This is a genomic window from Cutibacterium sp. LaCa_89 (genome assembly GCF_058177555.1).
The window spans coordinates 598010-613328 of the sequence record NZ_CP190889.1 but is presented as its reverse complement, the minus strand read 5'-3'; the positions used below and the strand labels follow the sequence as shown (position 1 = coordinate 613328).

13 protein-coding genes are annotated in these 15319 nt (G+C 64.0%); 1 reads left to right on the top strand and 12 read right to left on the bottom strand.

Annotation, left to right across the window (positions count from 1 at the left end; genetic code table 11):
• Positions 1-44: 44 nt before the first annotated feature.
• The 10 genes from ACP8LP_RS02775 to mfd form a co-directional block, all read right to left on the bottom strand.
• The gene (locus ACP8LP_RS02775; protein WP_063279931.1) at positions 45-2519 is read right to left on the bottom strand and encodes a choice-of-anchor M domain-containing protein; all 2475 of its coding nucleotides are present in this window, start codon (positions 2517-2519) and stop codon (positions 45-47) included.
• Between the two features lie 133 nt (positions 2520-2652).
• Positions 2653-3933: a phosphopyruvate hydratase gene (gene eno, locus ACP8LP_RS02770; protein ID WP_004810888.1), complete on the bottom strand. Its 1281-nt coding sequence runs from the start codon at positions 3931-3933 to the stop codon at positions 2653-2655.
• Positions 3934-4003: 70 nt separating this feature from the next.
• A complete protein-coding gene (locus tag ACP8LP_RS02765) occupies positions 4004-4552 on the bottom strand; it encodes a hypothetical protein (RefSeq protein WP_016667113.1) in 549 nt (182 codons plus the stop codon).
• Positions 4553-4811: 259 nt separating this feature from the next.
• Positions 4812-5444: a nucleoside triphosphate pyrophosphohydrolase gene (locus tag ACP8LP_RS02760; RefSeq protein WP_016667112.1), complete on the bottom strand. Its 633-nt coding sequence runs from the start codon at positions 5442-5444 to the stop codon at positions 4812-4814.
• Between the two features lie 5 nt (positions 5445-5449).
• Entirely contained in the window at positions 5450-5980 is a 531-nt protein-coding gene (locus ACP8LP_RS02755; RefSeq protein WP_016667111.1) for a hypothetical protein, read from the bottom strand.
• Between the two features lie 64 nt (positions 5981-6044).
• Positions 6045-6575, bottom strand: coding sequence for a hypothetical protein (locus tag ACP8LP_RS02750; RefSeq protein ID WP_237721689.1), 531 nt, complete (start codon positions 6573-6575; stop codon positions 6045-6047).
• A 417-nt stretch (positions 6576-6992) separates the two neighbouring features.
• Positions 6993-7934: a DUF7224 domain-containing protein gene (locus tag ACP8LP_RS02745; protein WP_484483266.1), complete on the bottom strand. Its 942-nt coding sequence runs from the start codon at positions 7932-7934 to the stop codon at positions 6993-6995.
• Positions 7931-8653 carry an ATP-binding cassette domain-containing protein gene (locus ACP8LP_RS02740; protein ID WP_036976493.1) on the bottom strand — a complete coding sequence of 241 codons (723 nt, stop codon included), beginning with the start codon at positions 8651-8653 and terminating at the stop codon, positions 7931-7933. Before ACP8LP_RS02740 ends, ACP8LP_RS02745 begins: the two co-directional genes overlap by 4 nt.
• A 49-nt stretch (positions 8654-8702) precedes the next feature.
• Positions 8703-9080, bottom strand: coding sequence for a hypothetical protein (locus tag ACP8LP_RS02735; RefSeq protein ID WP_147612087.1), 378 nt, complete (start codon positions 9078-9080; stop codon positions 8703-8705).
• 103 nt (positions 9081-9183) lie between these two features.
• The gene (gene mfd / locus ACP8LP_RS02730; protein WP_202711737.1) at positions 9184-12843 is read right to left on the bottom strand and encodes a transcription-repair coupling factor; all 3660 of its coding nucleotides are present in this window, start codon (positions 12841-12843) and stop codon (positions 9184-9186) included.
• A 26-nt stretch (positions 12844-12869) separates the two neighbouring features.
• Between mfd and ACP8LP_RS02725 the strand changes: the two genes are divergently transcribed.
• A complete protein-coding gene (locus ACP8LP_RS02725; protein ID WP_016667105.1) occupies positions 12870-14009 on the top strand; it encodes a PrsW family intramembrane metalloprotease in 1140 nt (379 codons plus the stop codon).
• 3 nt (positions 14010-14012) lie between these two features.
• Here the strand turns inward: ACP8LP_RS02725 and pth are convergent, their stop codons facing one another.
• Entirely contained in the window at positions 14013-14615 is a 603-nt protein-coding gene (gene pth / locus ACP8LP_RS02720; RefSeq protein ID WP_016667104.1) for an aminoacyl-tRNA hydrolase, read from the bottom strand.
• On the bottom strand, positions 14612-15223 hold the full coding sequence (locus ACP8LP_RS02715) for a 50S ribosomal protein L25/general stress protein Ctc (protein ID WP_016667103.1): 612 nt from the start codon (positions 15221-15223) through the stop codon (positions 14612-14614). Before ACP8LP_RS02715 ends, pth begins: the two co-directional genes overlap by 4 nt.
• Positions 15224-15319 lie beyond the last annotated feature (96 nt).

The window sequence follows — 15319 nt, the reverse complement described above, 5'->3', positions numbered from 1 at the left end:
TCACGGGGCGGGGGGCGGTCCGCTGCGACAGGTGCGGCGTTCTCTCAGACCCCAGTGCGGGGAAGTGCGAGACGCATGCCGTGAGTCGCACCCTGCGCACTCGTCGGGGCCATCGGCCGGTCGGCCGCCGTCACGGACGACACAGGAACCGAAGAGTGCGTCGCAGACGACACAGGGGCCGGATGCGTGGCCGTCACGGACGGAGCCGAGGGCGAGACCGGACTGGACGCGCTCGGCCCAGGTGCGACCGGACTCGAGGCGCTCGGCCCAGGCGAGGTGGTCGCCGGGCACGACGGCGTCCGACCAGCGCGGTGGGCGGCGATGGCCTCGTCACCCACGAGGAAGGTGAGGCACTCGGGCAGACTGGAGACCTCGTGGCCTCCCACACGGCTGGTGTAGCTCGCCTTGAGCAGGTAGGCACCCGGCTTGCTGAACGCCCATGAGGCGTGCGCGTGGGTCGGTTCCGGGATCGTCATGGACACTCGACCGTGCCGCGAATCGATGAGGTGGTCAAGACTTCCGGTCAGCGAATCGGCCGTGAAGACGTCGTAGGCACCCCCGGTCGGAAGCACGGCAGGCTCGAGCTTGAGGGTCGCCGGTCCCGCCCCGGTGCCGGCCAAGGCGTTCGTCGACCACCCGGGCCACACGTGGACGTTGTCATTGACCTGCGGCAGCATGTGGACGAGGCCGCCCTTCTTGCCGAGGAAATCGAACCGCGGGTCAGCCATGACCCCGGCCGTCGGACGGCGTCGACGAGCCGAGTTGGGCACCGCCAGGGCAACCGAACCGATGGACCGGTCCACCGACTGCTTGGCGTGGCTGAGGGTGTCATCACCCACGACCGCCCCGAGCCGACCGCCGTCAAAGGTCGCCTTGAGGTCGACGTGCCCATGCTCGAGCAGGACCGGCGCAGTGAGCACCGAGGAGGACGCAGAAGTGGACGCAGAGGGTGCCGGAGCCGGAGTGAGGCTCGGAGTCGGGGTCACGGTCGGGGCCGACGTGGGAGCCGCGGTCGCCCCCGCATCACTCATGTGGAGCTCACCGTTGCGATGCAGGGTCAACGAGTTCTTCGGCAACGGCACGGTGACGTCGATCGATCCTCCGGAGGCCTTGACGAGGGCGTGGGGAGCGATCTTGAGCTTGAGGTAGTAACCGCCACAGACGTCACCATCGTTCAAGACCGTCAACTCGCCGTGCTCGTCGGTCACCCCGTACACCTGACAGGTCGAGTACTTCGCGTCCGGCGCGTCGTAGTAGCCGCCGTCGATATTCGCCCGGTACCGGGGGTCGGAGAGCTTGATCCGGGTGACGAAGGGCTTGTCGCTGTCCTCGTCAGGCTTGCCGGGAGTGACGTCGACACTCCACTTCACCGCCTTGGTCGGCATGTACTCCTTGAGGTCGAAGGCTGGCGCCGGATCCTGGGAGTGGGGCGTCGGCAGAGCATCCAGGCCCGTGGCCGACGTCGTCGAGGCGGATTTCTGACCAAACTGGTAGGCGAGCTGGCTGGAGGCCCACCGCGGAGCAGTGGACCCTGCGGCCGGCACGAAGACCGCCTGGAACTTGGAGGTTCCCGAGCCGATCATCTCGCTCCAGGTGGCACGTCCTCCGTGGACCGGCACCTCGGCCAGATGGAACCCGTCGAGGAAGAAGGTCACCGTGCCCTCGGCGGCGGCGTCACCGGCGTCAAAGACGAGGTCGGTGAGCTGGTCGTCGGCGGGCTTGTCACGGCCGGTGTGCGGCTTCATCGTGAATGTGTACGGAGTGTTCGACTTGCCCGAGTGCGCTGCTGCGAAGCGGTCCTCGAGCGGCGTCGTCGCCTTGTCGGCCGGGCGAGTACCGCCGACCTGCCACACCAGGGTCGAGGTCTTCGAGGCGATGAGACGTCCGTCCTTACCCCGAGCGGTCGTCCGGTAGTCGACGACGTAGCGACCGGGCTTGGTGAAGGCGGTGACGTTGTGCGTGTGGTTGCCAGGCGTGAGGTAGGCGGACCGGTAGCTGGGGTCGTGGCTCGACAGCAGGCGATTCAACGAGTGGTCCCAGGCGTTGAAGGCCTCCATCCGTCCGGGCCCGGAGAACCCAACGACATCGAGCGAGAAGGACCCGTCACGGAAGGTGTCGGCCGGAATCTTGTCGTCAGCGCCGAATCCGGCCCAGATCGGGGTGTTGTGGTCACCGGCAATGTGGGGGGCGGCGTACCAGCGTCGGCCGTGGTCGGACAAGGGCGCGAAGGCCGGGTCATCGGGAACGGTGAACATGAACTTCTGCTCGGGGCGCAACAGGGTGCTGTAGCCACGGCCGATCCAGTTGACAGTGCCGTCGAGCGGGACCGCCTTCATGTGCGCCTCGTTCTTGAGGACGAAATGGCCGTCCTCCCAGTACGTCTTGGGGGCGTCGACGTGGGCCTCGGTCATGACGACCTTGCCGTCGTCGGGTCCGGCGTGACCGGCCGGTGCCCCGGCGAAGAGAACCGCAGCGGCCAAGGCCGCCGACAGCGCTCCGAGGGTGCGAGTGGGGTGCATCAGAGCTCCTTCCCAGTGAGCCCATACAGGATACCCTAGAATGATTCCCGTTTGCATCTTCGGTGGCTGGCCCGGTCAAGACATGGCTCGGCCCGGCCCCGTGGGGGCCGGGCCGAGCCGTCGTCAGTCAATCTCAGGCGTTGAAACGCGGGAAGGCAGAAGCGCCGGCGTACTCAGCGGAGTCGCCCAGCTCCTCCTCGATGCGCAGCAACTGGTTGTACTTGGCGATGCGCTCGCCACGGGCCGGGGCACCGGACTTGATCTGGCCGGTCGACAGGGCGACGGCAAGATCGGCGATGGTGGTGTCCTCGGTCTCACCGGAACGGTGCGACATCATGCAGCGGTAGCCGTTACGGTGGGCCAGCTCGACGGCGTCGATGGTCTCCGAGAGGGAGCCGATCTGGTTGACCTTGACGAGCAGGGCGTTGGCGGCCTTGGTCTCGATGCCCTTGGCGAGGCGCTTCGGATTGGTGACGAACAGGTCGTCGCCGACGATCTGGATCTTGTCGCCGAGCTTCTTGGTGAACTCAGCCCAGCCGTCCCAGTCCTCCTCGTCCAGCGGATCCTCGATGGAGACCAGCGGGTACTTGGCGACGAGACCCTCGTAGTACTCGATCATCTCGGCGGAGGACTTGGCCTGACCCTCGAAGCTGTACTTGCCGTCCTCGAAGAACTCGGAGGCAGCGACGTCGAGAGCGAGGGCGACGTCCTTGCCGGGCTCGAAGCCGGCAGCCTTGATGGCGTCGAGGATGAGGTCCAGGGCAGCGGCGTTGCTGGGCAGGTTCGGGGCGAAACCGCCCTCGTCTCCCAGGCCGGTGGCAAGACCCTTGTCCTTGAGGACCTTCTTGAGGGAGTGGTAGACGGCAGCGCCCCACTCGTAAGCCTGCTTGAAGGACTCAGCGCCGATCGGAGCGATCATGAACTCCTGGATGTCGACGTCAGAGTCGGCGTGAGCGCCACCGTTGAGGATGTTCATCATCGGAACGGGGAGCACGTGGGAGTTCGGTCCGCCCAGGTATTGATAGAGAGGAAGGTCAGCCGAGTCAGCGGCAGCATGAGCGGCGGCCAGGGAGACACCGAGGATGGCGTTGGCGCCCAGCTCGCCCTTGTTGTCAGAGCCGTCGAGCTCGATCATGATCTGGTCGATGATGCGCTGCTCGCTGGCGTCGCAGCCGAGCACCTCCTCGGCGATCTTCTCGTTGACGTTCTCAACAGCCTTGAGAACGCCCTTGCCGGAGTAGCGCTCCTTGTCGCCGTCGCGCAGCTCAACGGCCTCGAACTGACCGGTCGACGCGCCGGAGGGAACCGCAGCGCGGGCCTCGGTGCCGTCGTCGAGGATCATCTCGACCTCAACGGTCGGGTTGCCGCGGGAGTCGAGGATCTCACGGGCTTCGATGAATTCGATGGTTGCCATGGACCAACCTTTCAGAGAGGATCTTTGCGTCCACCCCAAAGCGTATCGAAGCCTGCCAACCAGCGGTATTTCAGGGCACCCCGTCACTTGTCGTCGTGGCCGTCAGAGGGTTTTCGGTGATGACGAATTCGTAGGTGACGTCGGCAGGAGCCTCGATCAGCAGGTCGATCTTCTCGTTCTGTGTCCGCTTGCCGTAGCCGAGATGGGCGTAGCCCTCATGACACGAGGTGGACTTGGCCGAGTCGTCGTTCTCGGTCACCGTGATTTGAGCGTCAGTGGTGTCGCACAGGAAGTAGTAGTCGGTGACGGTTCCGGCCTTGACGGTGATGGCCTGGGAGGTGTTCCCGGTGACGACGCGATCACTGACGATCCCAGTCAGGCCTGGCAGGTATCTGTTCATGCCTCCCCTGCGCGGTGTTGCCGCCGCATCGGCGTTCGGATTGATCTCCTCCGGAGTTGGTTTTCGCCCCGAGGAGATCGGGGACACCGTAGATGCAGGAGCTTCCGGCACGTCCGAGACCTCGGTCAGACCAGCGGGGTCATTGTCGCTGCCCTTGCATCCGGTCAATGCAGACATGGTGACGACGGCGACGAGCATCGTTGTCAGGGTTCGTCGCATCGTTCACCTCTTCCGTTTCTCGGTCAACGGTAGTGATGTTGGAACCTCAACACCACATGAGGCTCGGCGGAAAGAGACCATCAGGTCTTGGTGGCCTTCCTGGCGATGTCGATCGATGTCGATTGTGTAGGTAATCTCGGGGGCGGCGTCGATACTCACGACGATCGTCTAGTCCTCGATGGGCGGAGGCTGCGCGGATCCATCGAGGTCTCCTCTCCTCATCACAAAGGAATTCCCCTCAGGCAATACTGCGTATGGTTCAGTGTCCCTCGGCGTCCCGGATGTCGCTCTCTAGCCTGCGCAACTGGTCGCGCAGAGCTTGGTCAGCGTCGACGCCGCTAGCCTGGGCACGGGCGATGAGGGTCAGGAGTTCATCTCCGGTCTGCTCGGCGGTGATGGGTTCCTCAGGCAGTTCAACGTCCACGCCACGGTTGCGAGCCCGTGAGATGACCTTGGCGCTGCGGGCCACGCTCGACAGCGAGTGCGCGATGCCATCGAGGCTGGAGGTGCGTCCCTTGGCCGCTGCCTTGCGCGCCTCCCATGCGGCGTCGAGGTCCTCGGGAACGTCCTCGTCCGAGAAGACATAAGGATGACGGGTCACGAGTTTGGCAACGATCCCACCGACGACCTCGTCAATGTTGAAGACGCCCTCCTCCTCCGCGATGCGCGCGTGAAAGACCACCTGGAGCAATAGGTCGCCCAATTCCTCGACGAGGTCGTCGTCAGTGCCGGCCTCAATGGCATCGACGACCTCTCCGGTCTCCTCGACCAAATAGGTCACGAGGGAGCGATGGGTCTGGCTGCGATCCCACGGGCACTCGTCGCGCAACCTCGCCATGACGGCGACGAGGTCGGAGAAATCAGCCCTCGGTCGGGAGTCGTCCGACGCCATCAGGATCAGGAGCGAGAGGTGAAGGGGTCCGACAGCGAGGAACTCCCGTGGACCGCAAGGTTCTTGGCGTCCCAGGTGCCCAACCGCGGATTCGTCTTGACCTCGACCGCGGCCAGGTCGGCCATGGCCTTCTTCTCACCCTCGCGGTCGAACAGATGGAACAGGCCTGCGAAGTCACGGACCATCGCATGGCAGACCGGGTCGGAGGTGAGTGCCGTCATGCCATTGCGGGCGATGACCTGGTCGCGCTGGGCATTGGAGAGTTTCTCCCCGCGGTTGTCCAGGATCTCCTGGGCGACGGCACCACGAATGACCGTCGAGGAGATGGCCTGGCGAGGGGTGAGCTCCGTGCTGGGATTGATGTACTTCGAGCAGTGATCCGCTGCCTCATCGATCGACTTCATCGACACCGTTGTGCCCCCCACCGTGGCCGCGGTGTTGGGGGAGCTCGCGCACCCGGACAACCCTGCTATACCGAGGAATCCGGTCACTGCGACAGCGACCATGCGGATCGGCATGGGACGCGACAATGCCATGGGGCAACCCTCCTGAATTCGGTGCCGCGCCCTCGGCACGGCGAAGAAGCCTGTCAGCAGCATCCTACGACGAGACTCTCGGCTTCCGCGCCCGACCCGTGAGTGTGGCAGCCGACCCGGCGATGACGGACCCGAGGAACCACGCCGCTCCCACCGGACTCGCGCTAGAGCTGACAACCCAGTTCCACCACGCTTCGTGGCCGTATCCGCGTCCCGTTAGCACTCCGATCAGGAACATACCCACAGCAGGCATCGAGGCAAGCCCCCGCGACATGAAACGCGCACACAGGAGGGTCAGTCCCATACCGATCACGGCATTGCGCGAGATCACCAAACCCACCTCGATAAGGCCGGGACACACGATGGTGGCCAGCAGAGGCAGGGCTGCGGCAACCATAAGCCCAACATCAGCCCAACGCACCGGACGCCGAGATCTCAACTCCAACTCGACCGGATTCCTGGCCACCGACCAGCCGTGAGCCACAATGACGACAAGGGACCCGAAGAACACCAGTGGTGCCCGCAGTGCGACCCCTCCGAAGATGACCGGAATATCGCGAATCGAATTTCCGGTGAGGACCACCAAGACTGCCATACTGACCGAGCACGCCAGCACAACCGCGACGCCGCGGTTTTTACACCACCAAATCATGGCACCTCACCGCCGAACTGGCCCAACCACCTTCACCGGCACGAGGACAGCCTAGTGGCAACAATGTTCACCGCCTTCGTCTGCTGGGCAGCAGGCTGCGTAAGGACTTTCTGCGCCCAGTGCCACTGGTCTGTAGGAATGTTCCCATCCCTCACGTCCTTCTCCGATAGACCCAAGGCCCGTGCACCCGACAGCTGCAGCCACGCTCGGTAACGCCCTTGGTCGGCCGTAGCCCACGCCGGGATCTCGGCGTTCTCCCGTTCCAGACATGGTGCCGTGGCAAGATCACTCGTCAAGGCCCCCAGCAGGTCGTCCGGAGCTGGGGATGGTTGCCCAAGATAGATGTACGCGTCTCGGCCATCACGCGAACGCGATGATGCGGAATCCGGGGGGGCTGACCTCGGTGATGACCTCGGGCAGTGTAACGCCTGCCTGACGCCAGACCGGAACCACTGTGGCCACAACGGTCTTGAACCTAGCCGCGGCAGGCTCATGTTCGGGCCACACACAGACCTTTACCTTGGCCACCACGTCACAGTGCAAACCATGGGTTCGCGGCGCGATGGGATCGGGGCCCATCCCCCGAACCATGCTGGCACCACCCACCAGGCCACTCGCGACCAGAACGGCCACTAATCCGGCGACCATACGAGGACCCGGACCCACGGCACGACCACGTGTCCACAACACGAGGAGACTTGCCGCCAGCACGCTGGCGAGCACCGTCCACGTCGCTAAAATGGCACGCCACGACAGCGTGCTGTTGACGCCGCAACATGAGGGCCAGCCTCCGGTCAAATGTCGCATCCACAAGGTTTCGCTGGCTGGAAGCATGATGAGCCACAAGACCGGAACCGTGAGACTGAGCGGCACCGACAGTGCGGGACGCACAGCGACTCCGACCGCCATTCCAGCCAAGGCCCACACCCACACAGTGCCGATGGTCGTCACGATGACGGGCACGGCGTCAATGCTGGTGAACGCCCCGTCACGGATGAAGATCACTACGTCCAAGACGGTGGGAACAACCACCGCAGAGGCCCATGGGGCTGCCATGATCGCGAACCGAGACCGACGCGCTACTCCGGATAGCACCCCACCCGTTTGGAGTCGATGACCTTCCCAGGCACCGGCAGCACATGAGAGCGCAGCGACAAGCAGCAGACTGTAGGCGTCGCGGGTGGCTGATGCGAGGGCGTATCCCTGGGCGGCCGGAGCGTCGAAGTATGTCATGGAGGTGAGAGCCATGACCGGTGCCAACCAGATGCCTGGTGAGATCCGGATGCGCGTCAACCAGGTCATGCCCGCTCCGATCCGACGAGGCCAAGGTAGGAACGTTCGGCGCGATTGGGACCCGGTTCCGAAAGATTGATGAACTCATCGGGCGTTCCTGCGAAGATGACGCAACCCTCATTCATGACGACCACACGGTCGTAAAGGTCCTCGATGTCATCGACCAGATGGGTTGACACGACGACGACTTGGTCTCCAGATGGCACCGACTTGAGAACCTCTCGGAAGGAATGGCGTTGGGCTGGGTCGAGACCTGCGGTTGGCTCGTCCAGCAGGAGAACCTGCGGGTTCACCACCAAAGCTTGAGCAAGACCGACACGGCGTAGCTGTCCTCCTGACAGGCGCGAGGCCCGCGAGGACGCCTTGTCAGAGAGATTGACTGCTGCCAGTACCCCCACGGCTCGACTCTGCGCATCTCGACGCGACAGGCCCGCTAGCCAGCCGGAATAGGCCACCTGTTCATCGACACGGAGTCCGGGTATCGGTGGGACATCCTGGGGCATGAGTGCGACCTGTGACCGTGAGGGCGACACGGGTCCTGGGGAATCAGGCAGGATTACCCGTCCAGCAGACGGTTTAAGGATTCCTGCCATGATTCGAAACAACGTCGACTTCCCAGCACCATTAGGACCCAGAAGGACAGTTTTCCCGCTATGAAGCTCACAGTCGAACCCATGGAAAATCTCACCGTGTCGACCATAGGAAAAATAAACTCCTTCGATCGTCACTTCAGATTCCAGCAGTGCGCGTTTCATGGCACTCAGCACTCGTGAAACATCAATAGCTGATCGTCATCGAGGGGAGCGACACCACTGAGCCGCCATCAATCCCCTCCACCGTCAGGTGATAGTCACCAGCAGGCTGTATTCCCCAACCCGTGTGAGTAGCTGAATACTTGCACAGCAGCGCCTTATTCCCTCTTGCAATATCTGGAAGAACCCACCTATCCTTATGCAAGCCCCAAGTGATGGATTTCGCGGAACACTTACCATTGTGCCAGACAATCGTTTTAGCATTATCGTTTGCATTGTCGTGCCAAGACCGCGTTTCAAACCCCACTCTGACGCTACTGAGATGCGATTTGAAACTACCTTCAGCAAACGCTGGCACAGAAATCGACCCCAAGGCGCATCCGGCGATCACAGCCGCAGACATGACCCGTCCAATTTTATTCTGCATAATCTCTATATCCTCTCAACCTCGAGAAAACCATGGACTTATCTTGTGTTCCGATGTCAGCATACCCTAACTCGACTGGTCAAGAACGTGGCACAGCCCCGTCGTTGGTGTCCAACACCCCGGCCACGAGACCGGTAGCCCAGTCGAGCAGTTCCTGACCTGCCAGAGACTGCCCCCCGATCCGCGCGGTAGTCGGTTTGGGAACCATGACAAGCCCAGCCGTCTCCTTGACCACTGACCCCGGATACAGCCTCTTGAGTCGCATCACGCGCGACTCCGGCAAATGGACCGGGAAAAACCGGATGTTACGTCCCGACGGGACCACCTCGTGGATACCTGCCCTGCGACACATGAGACGGAACCGAGCCACCCCGAGGAGGGCCTGTACCGGCTCGGGCATCGGACCGTAGCGATCGACGAGCTCGGCGGCGATGGCGTCGACCTCCTCGTCGCTGCGCACCTCGGCCAACCTCTTGTACATCTCCAGACGAAGCCGCTCGGTCTCGACGTACTCAACTGGCAGGTTGGCGTCGACCGGGAGTTCGATGCGCATTTCGGGTTCGTCGGCGGCACTGGCGTCACCACGGAACTCCGCGACGGCGTCACCCACCAGACGGATGTAGAGATCAAATCCGACGTCAGCGATGTGACCGGACTGCTCGCCGCCCAACAGGTTTCCGGCGCCGCGAATCTCGAGGTCCTTCATGGCGATAGCCATACCGGCACCCAGATCGGTATGGGCGGCCATCGTCGCCAGGCGATCGTGGGCGGTCTGGGAGAGCGGCTTGTCAGCCGGGTAGAGGAAGTAGGCGTAGCCGCGCTCCCGGGAGCGACCAACACGACCGCGCAACTGGTGCAGCTGAGACAGGCCCATACGGTCGGCGCGATCGATGAGCAGGGTGTTGGCCGTGGAGATGTCGATACCCGACTCGACGATGGTGGTGCAGACCAGCACATCGGCGCGACGCTCCCAGAAGTCCACCATGATCTGCTCGAGCTGCTTCTCGTTCATCTGGCCGTGGGCGGTGACGATCCGTGCCTCCGGGACGAGCTCGCGCAGTTTGGCCGCCGTCTTCTCGATGGACTGCACCCGGTTGTGGATGTAGAAGACCTGACCCTCACGAGCCAACTCGCGACGGATGGCCGCAACCACCTGACCCTCGTCGTAGGGGCCGGCGAAGGTGAGCACCGGATGACGCTCCTCCGGCGGCGTGGCGATCGTGCTCATCTCACGGATACCGGTCACCGCCATTTCCAGGGTGCGCGGGATCGGGGTGGCGCTCATCGCCAGCACGTCGACGTTGACCCTCATGCGCTTGAGGGCCTCCTTGTGCTCGACACCGAAGCGCTGTTCCTCGTCGACGATGACCAGGCCGAGATCCTTGAACTCGACCTCCTTGGCCAGTAGGCGATGGGTGCCGACGACGACGTCAACCGTGCCGCGCTTGATCCCCTCCAAGGTCTCGCGAGCCTCGGCATCGGTCTGGAATCGAGACAGGGCCGCGACCTTGACCGGGAACCCCGCGTATCGCTCGGTGAAGGTCTGGAAGTGCTGCTGCACCAAAAGGGTAGTTGGCACCAGCACGGCCACCTGTTTGCCGTCCTGGACGGCCTTGAAGGCAGCGCGCACCGCGATCTCAGTCTTGCCGTAACCGACGTCGCCACAGACCAGGCGGTCCATCGGGACGACCTGTTCCATGTCGTGCTTGACGTCGGCGATGGTGGTGAGCTGATCAGGGGTCTCGACGTAGGCGAAGGCGTCCTCCAGCTCCCGCTGCCAGGCGGTGTCGGGGCCGAAGGCGTGGCCCTTGGTGGCCTGCCGGGCGGCATAGAGTTTGATGAGTTCAGCGGCGATCTCACGGACTGCCTTGCGGGCTCGGGACTTGCGCTTGCGCCAGTCGGTGCCACCCATCCGGTCCAGGCTGGGGGCATCACCACCGACGTAGCGGGTCACCTGGTCCAGAGAGTTGACGGGGACGAAGAGACGGTCGCCGGGCTGACCCTTCTTGGAGGGGGCGTACTCGATGACGAGGTACTCGCGGGTAGCACCACCGACGGTGCGCTGCACCATCTCCACGTATCGGCCCACACCGTGCTGCTCATGGACGACGAGGTCGCCGGACTTAAGCTCAAGCGGCTGGATCTGATTGCGACGGCGTCGGGGCATGCGCCGCTCGCCACTGACGGCTGGAGCCTGGGAATCAGCAAGGTCCCCGGTGGAGGCCACCAACAGTTTGAGGGAATCCGCGGCGAAACCGTGACGCTGATGCAGCCGGACGACCTGGACACACGGCTCGGTGATCTCGGCATCGACCTCGTCAACGATCTTGGCTGCCACGTCGTGTTCACCGAGCAACTCCGTCATGCGCTTGGCGATGCCTTCACCCTCGGCGCACAACACGACCGTCCAGCCCTCATTGAGTCTGCCGGTCAGATCCTTGATGGCTGCCTCGACGTCTCCACGCCACGGCTCGACGGCCTCCAGATGCGGGTTGACGGTGTGCGGGGCACTCGTGACCACGTCGTCGTCAGCAAGGGCATCCGTAGCGGGGGCGTCCAGGGCGAAGGAGGACATCGACCACCATGCCATGCCGCGCTCCAGGCAGTGGGCCCTCACGTGAGCCAAGCTGCGGTAGCCGGAGGCTGCCAGGTCGATGGGGGCCTGACCACCCCCTGCGGCTGCCGCCCACCCAGCCCCCAGGAACTCCTCGGAGGTGCGAACCAGGTCTGCGGCTCGGGATCGCACCATTTCGGGGTCCGAGAGGACGACCATGGCGTTCTCAGGGAGGACGTCAACGAGAAGCTCCATCTCGTCAACGAGTGCGGACATGAGAGCTTCCATCCCCTCGACAGCCTGACCGTCGGCGATCCTCTCCAGCATGTCCGCCAGCTCGGGGTGGTCCGGTAACAGGGTCCTGGCCCTGGATCGGACCTCGTCGGTGAGGGTGAGCTCACGACACGGAGCGCAGATGAGCTCCTGGTGGGTTTCGTCGGTGGATCGCTGATCGGCCACCGCGAAGGAGGTCATCTCCTCGATCTCGTCACCGAAGAAATCGATACGAACCGGGTGCTCCAGCACCGGCGGGAAGACATCGACGATGCCGCCGCGTACCGCGAATTCGCCTCGGCGTTCCACCATGTCGACCCGGCTGTAGGCGGCATTGACGAGCTCTGCCGCCAGATCGGTGAGATCATGCTCCTCCCCCACAGCCAGACGGACGGGCTTGATGCGGCCCAGCCCGGCCACCTGGGGCTGAAGCAGGGATCGCACCGGGGCGACGACGACTTGCGGCACCTCTCCTTCTGTGCCGCACAATCGGCGCAGCACCTCCATCCGTCGACCAACGGTGTCAGTGCGGGGGCTCAACCTCTCGTGGGGCAGTGTCTCCCAGGATGGGTAGTAACAGACGTCATCGGGGCCGAGCCACGTCTCCAGGGTGGCCACCGACTCTTCAGCCTCCCGGAAGGTGCTCGTCACCAACAGCACCGGCAACCGTCCGGAACCAGTGAGCGCCTGGCTGAGCACAGCCGCCACGGCCGGACGGGCAGACGGAGCCACATGCAGGTCGAGAGTGGGGATACGCCGGGTCAGAGCGTCCTCCACGGAATGGGAGAGCACCGGCTCGCGGGAAAGAAGGGAGGTCAATCCGCCAGAAGTCACCAAGACAGGGTACGTGATGGCACCGACGGCTGCCCGACCGTCACGTTCTGCGCTGGTCTCCCTGACTCGCCAACCCATAGCATGTCGACGTGAGCACCCCACCCATGCAGTATCCACTTGCCCCCAAACCAGTTCGACGCGGCGGAATCCTGCCGATCGTCATCACCATTCTGGGAGCGTTCGTCATCCTCCTCATGGTGGCCGTCATCGGCGCCGGATCGCCGCCATACTTCATCCTCGGCGCGATCCCGTCGACTGCTGCCCTCATCGTGTGCCTGCTGTGCTACCGATGGCTCGACAAGTGGGAGCCAGAACCCGCCCGTCTCACCGTGATGGCACTGATCTGGGGAGGGTCAGCAGCCGTCATCTTCTCCATGCTCGTCGAGGCAGCCATTCCTGCCAGCGAATTCGGCACCGCCGCCGTCGTCGCGCCACTCGTCGAGGAGTTCGCCAAGGCCTCAGTCTTCGTGCTGCTCGTCACTGGACTGCGCAAGCTGGAACTCACCTCTCTCACCGACCACATCTTCTACGCCGGGGTGTGTGCCCTGGGCTTCGCCTTCGTGGAGAACTTGGGATATTTCGCGACCGCTGAGGGGACGGGCGACATCGTCGTCATGGCCCTGGTGCGCACCGGGTTCGGTGTCTTCGGCCACCCGCTCTACACCACCGCGACGGCGGTCGGCGTGTGGGCCTGGCGCAACAAGGGCGGATTCTGGAAGGTCGTTCTGGGCTATCTCGTCGCCTGCCTGATGCATGGTCTGTGGAACGGTGGTCCGACGCTGGTGGCAAGTGCCATGGGGCTGGGCGTCAACGGCGAACTGACGGCGATGGTCCTCATCTACGTGGTGCTCTTCGTCCCCGTGTTCATCGGCACTGTCGTCATGACGACTCGTAACCGTCGCAAGGAGTCCGAGGCAGTGCGCTCCCAGCTTCCGCTCATGGTCGAGGCCGGCCTGCTGACTCCCGCCGAGGCGGACATGATCGCGGATCCGGGCAAGCGTCGCGCCGTGCTCGCTGATTCGGGCAAGCACGGCAAGGCTGCGAAGCGCAGTCAGGAACGGACCATCACTGCTGTCACGGAAGCCGCGCTCGCGCAGCACCGCATCGCCAGGGGCGAGGGAGGCCCCGAGTTGGTGCGCCGACGTGATCAGCTCTCGGAATGGTTGCGGGCACGCCCCGACAAGTTGGGCCAGCTGCCCTTCATGCCGCAGTTTCCGCAGATCCAGCCTCCGTCGAGCTGGTGAGCGTCAGGAATTGAAACGGTTCTGGGCCGCCGTCAGTCCGTGGGTGATGATCGTCTCGACGGCGTCGGCAGCCAGAGCCACCTGAACATCCATGTCAGCGCGCTGCTTGGCAGGAACCCGGGCCAATACCCAATCAGCGGGATCCTGACGGCCCGGAGGACGACCGACGCCAACCCTCACCCGGATGAAGTCACCGGTGTGGAGATGGGCGCGAATGGACTTCAACCCGTTGTGTCCGTTGTCTCCGCCACCGCTTTTGAGGCGCAGACGGCCCGGGTCGAGATCGATCTCGTCATGGATGACGATGAGATGGTCGGGGGTGATACCTGAGAAGCCCGCAACCTTGCGGACGGCGATACCCGACTCGTTCATGTAGGTACGGCTGCGCATCAAGGTGACGATCTGGGCGTCCGCAGCCGGAACACCGAGACCAGCCGAGCCGATGCGGGTGCGAGCCAGCTCGGCCCCCTGCCCGCGGGCCGACGAGAGCTTCTCGCCGGCCCGACGGCACAACTCGGTGATGACGTCTGCCCCGACGTTGTGTCGGGTGCCGTCATAGCGCGGGCCCGGGTTGCCGAGCCCGATCACGAGCCAGGAAGGGCTCACTCGTCCTCGGCCTTCTCCTCGCCCTCGGCGCCCTCACCCTCGGACTCCGCGTCCTCAACAGGTTCGGTCTCCGGGAAGACGACGGTGGCTGCAACGGCCTCCGGGTCACCCTTGAGGGTGGTGCCCTCGGGCAGCTTGACGTCGCCGAGGTAGATGGTGGTGCCGGCCTCGAGACCGGTGACGTCGATCTCGATGGACTCCGGGATGTTGAGCAGGTCAGCCTCGACCTCGATCTCGTTGAACTCGGTCATGGCGATGGTGCCAGGAGCAGACTCACCGGCGATACGCAGGGCGACGTTGACGTCGACCTTCTCGCCACGACGCACGGACAGCAGGTCGACGTGACGGACGAAGCCCTTGAGGACGTCACGCTGGACGTCCTTCGGCAGGGCGAGCTTGGGCTCCTTGCCCTCAATCTCGATCGACAGCAGCGGGTTCTCGGTACGCAGGGCGAGAAGGGTGGCGTGGCCCTCGAGGGTCACGTGGATCGGTTCGTGGTCGTGGCTGTACATGACGGCAGGGACCTTGCCGTCACGACGAATGCGACGGGCAGCGCCCTTACCGAACTCGGTACGCTCTTCAGCCTTGAGGTGAATGATGTCTGCCATGGCAGTTTCTCCTTCTCGTTGACGTGAAACGGCTCGACGAGAGGATGCCCAATCGGGCGGCCAGTCGATCACGGACCTTGCGGTCCCTCGCCAAGC

Bases quoted from the DNA above. Each gene is read 5' to 3' on its own strand.
- ACP8LP_RS02775 (WP_063279931.1), bottom strand. From the start codon at position 2,519: ATGCACCCCACTCGCACCCTCGGAGCGCTGTCGGCGGCCTTGGCCGCT.
- eno (WP_004810888.1), bottom strand. From the start codon at position 3,933: ATGGCAACCATCGAATTCATCGAAGCCCGTGAGATCCTCGACTCCCGC.
- ACP8LP_RS02765 (WP_016667113.1), bottom strand. From the start codon at position 4,552: ATGCGACGAACCCTGACAACGATGCTCGTCGCCGTCGTCACCATGTCT.
- ACP8LP_RS02760 (WP_016667112.1), bottom strand. From the start codon at position 5,444: ATGGCGTCGGACGACTCCCGACCGAGGGCTGATTTCTCCGACCTCGTC.
- ACP8LP_RS02755 (WP_016667111.1), bottom strand. From the start codon at position 5,980: ATGGCATTGTCGCGTCCCATGCCGATCCGCATGGTCGCTGTCGCAGTG.
- ACP8LP_RS02750 (WP_237721689.1), bottom strand. From the start codon at position 6,575: ATGGCAGTCTTGGTGGTCCTCACCGGAAATTCGATTCGCGATATTCCG.
- ACP8LP_RS02745 (WP_484483266.1), bottom strand. From the start codon at position 7,934: ATGACCTGGTTGACGCGCATCCGGATCTCACCAGGCATCTGGTTGGCA.
- ACP8LP_RS02735 (WP_147612087.1), bottom strand. From the start codon at position 9,080: ATGTCTGCGGCTGTGATCGCCGGATGCGCCTTGGGGTCGATTTCTGTG.
- mfd (WP_202711737.1), bottom strand. From the start codon at position 12,843: ATGGGTTGGCGAGTCAGGGAGACCAGCGCAGAACGTGACGGTCGGGCA.
- ACP8LP_RS02725 (WP_016667105.1), top strand. From the start codon at position 12,870: ATGCAGTATCCACTTGCCCCCAAACCAGTTCGACGCGGCGGAATCCTG.
- ACP8LP_RS02715 (WP_016667103.1), bottom strand. From the start codon at position 15,223: ATGGCAGACATCATTCACCTCAAGGCTGAAGAGCGTACCGAGTTCGGT.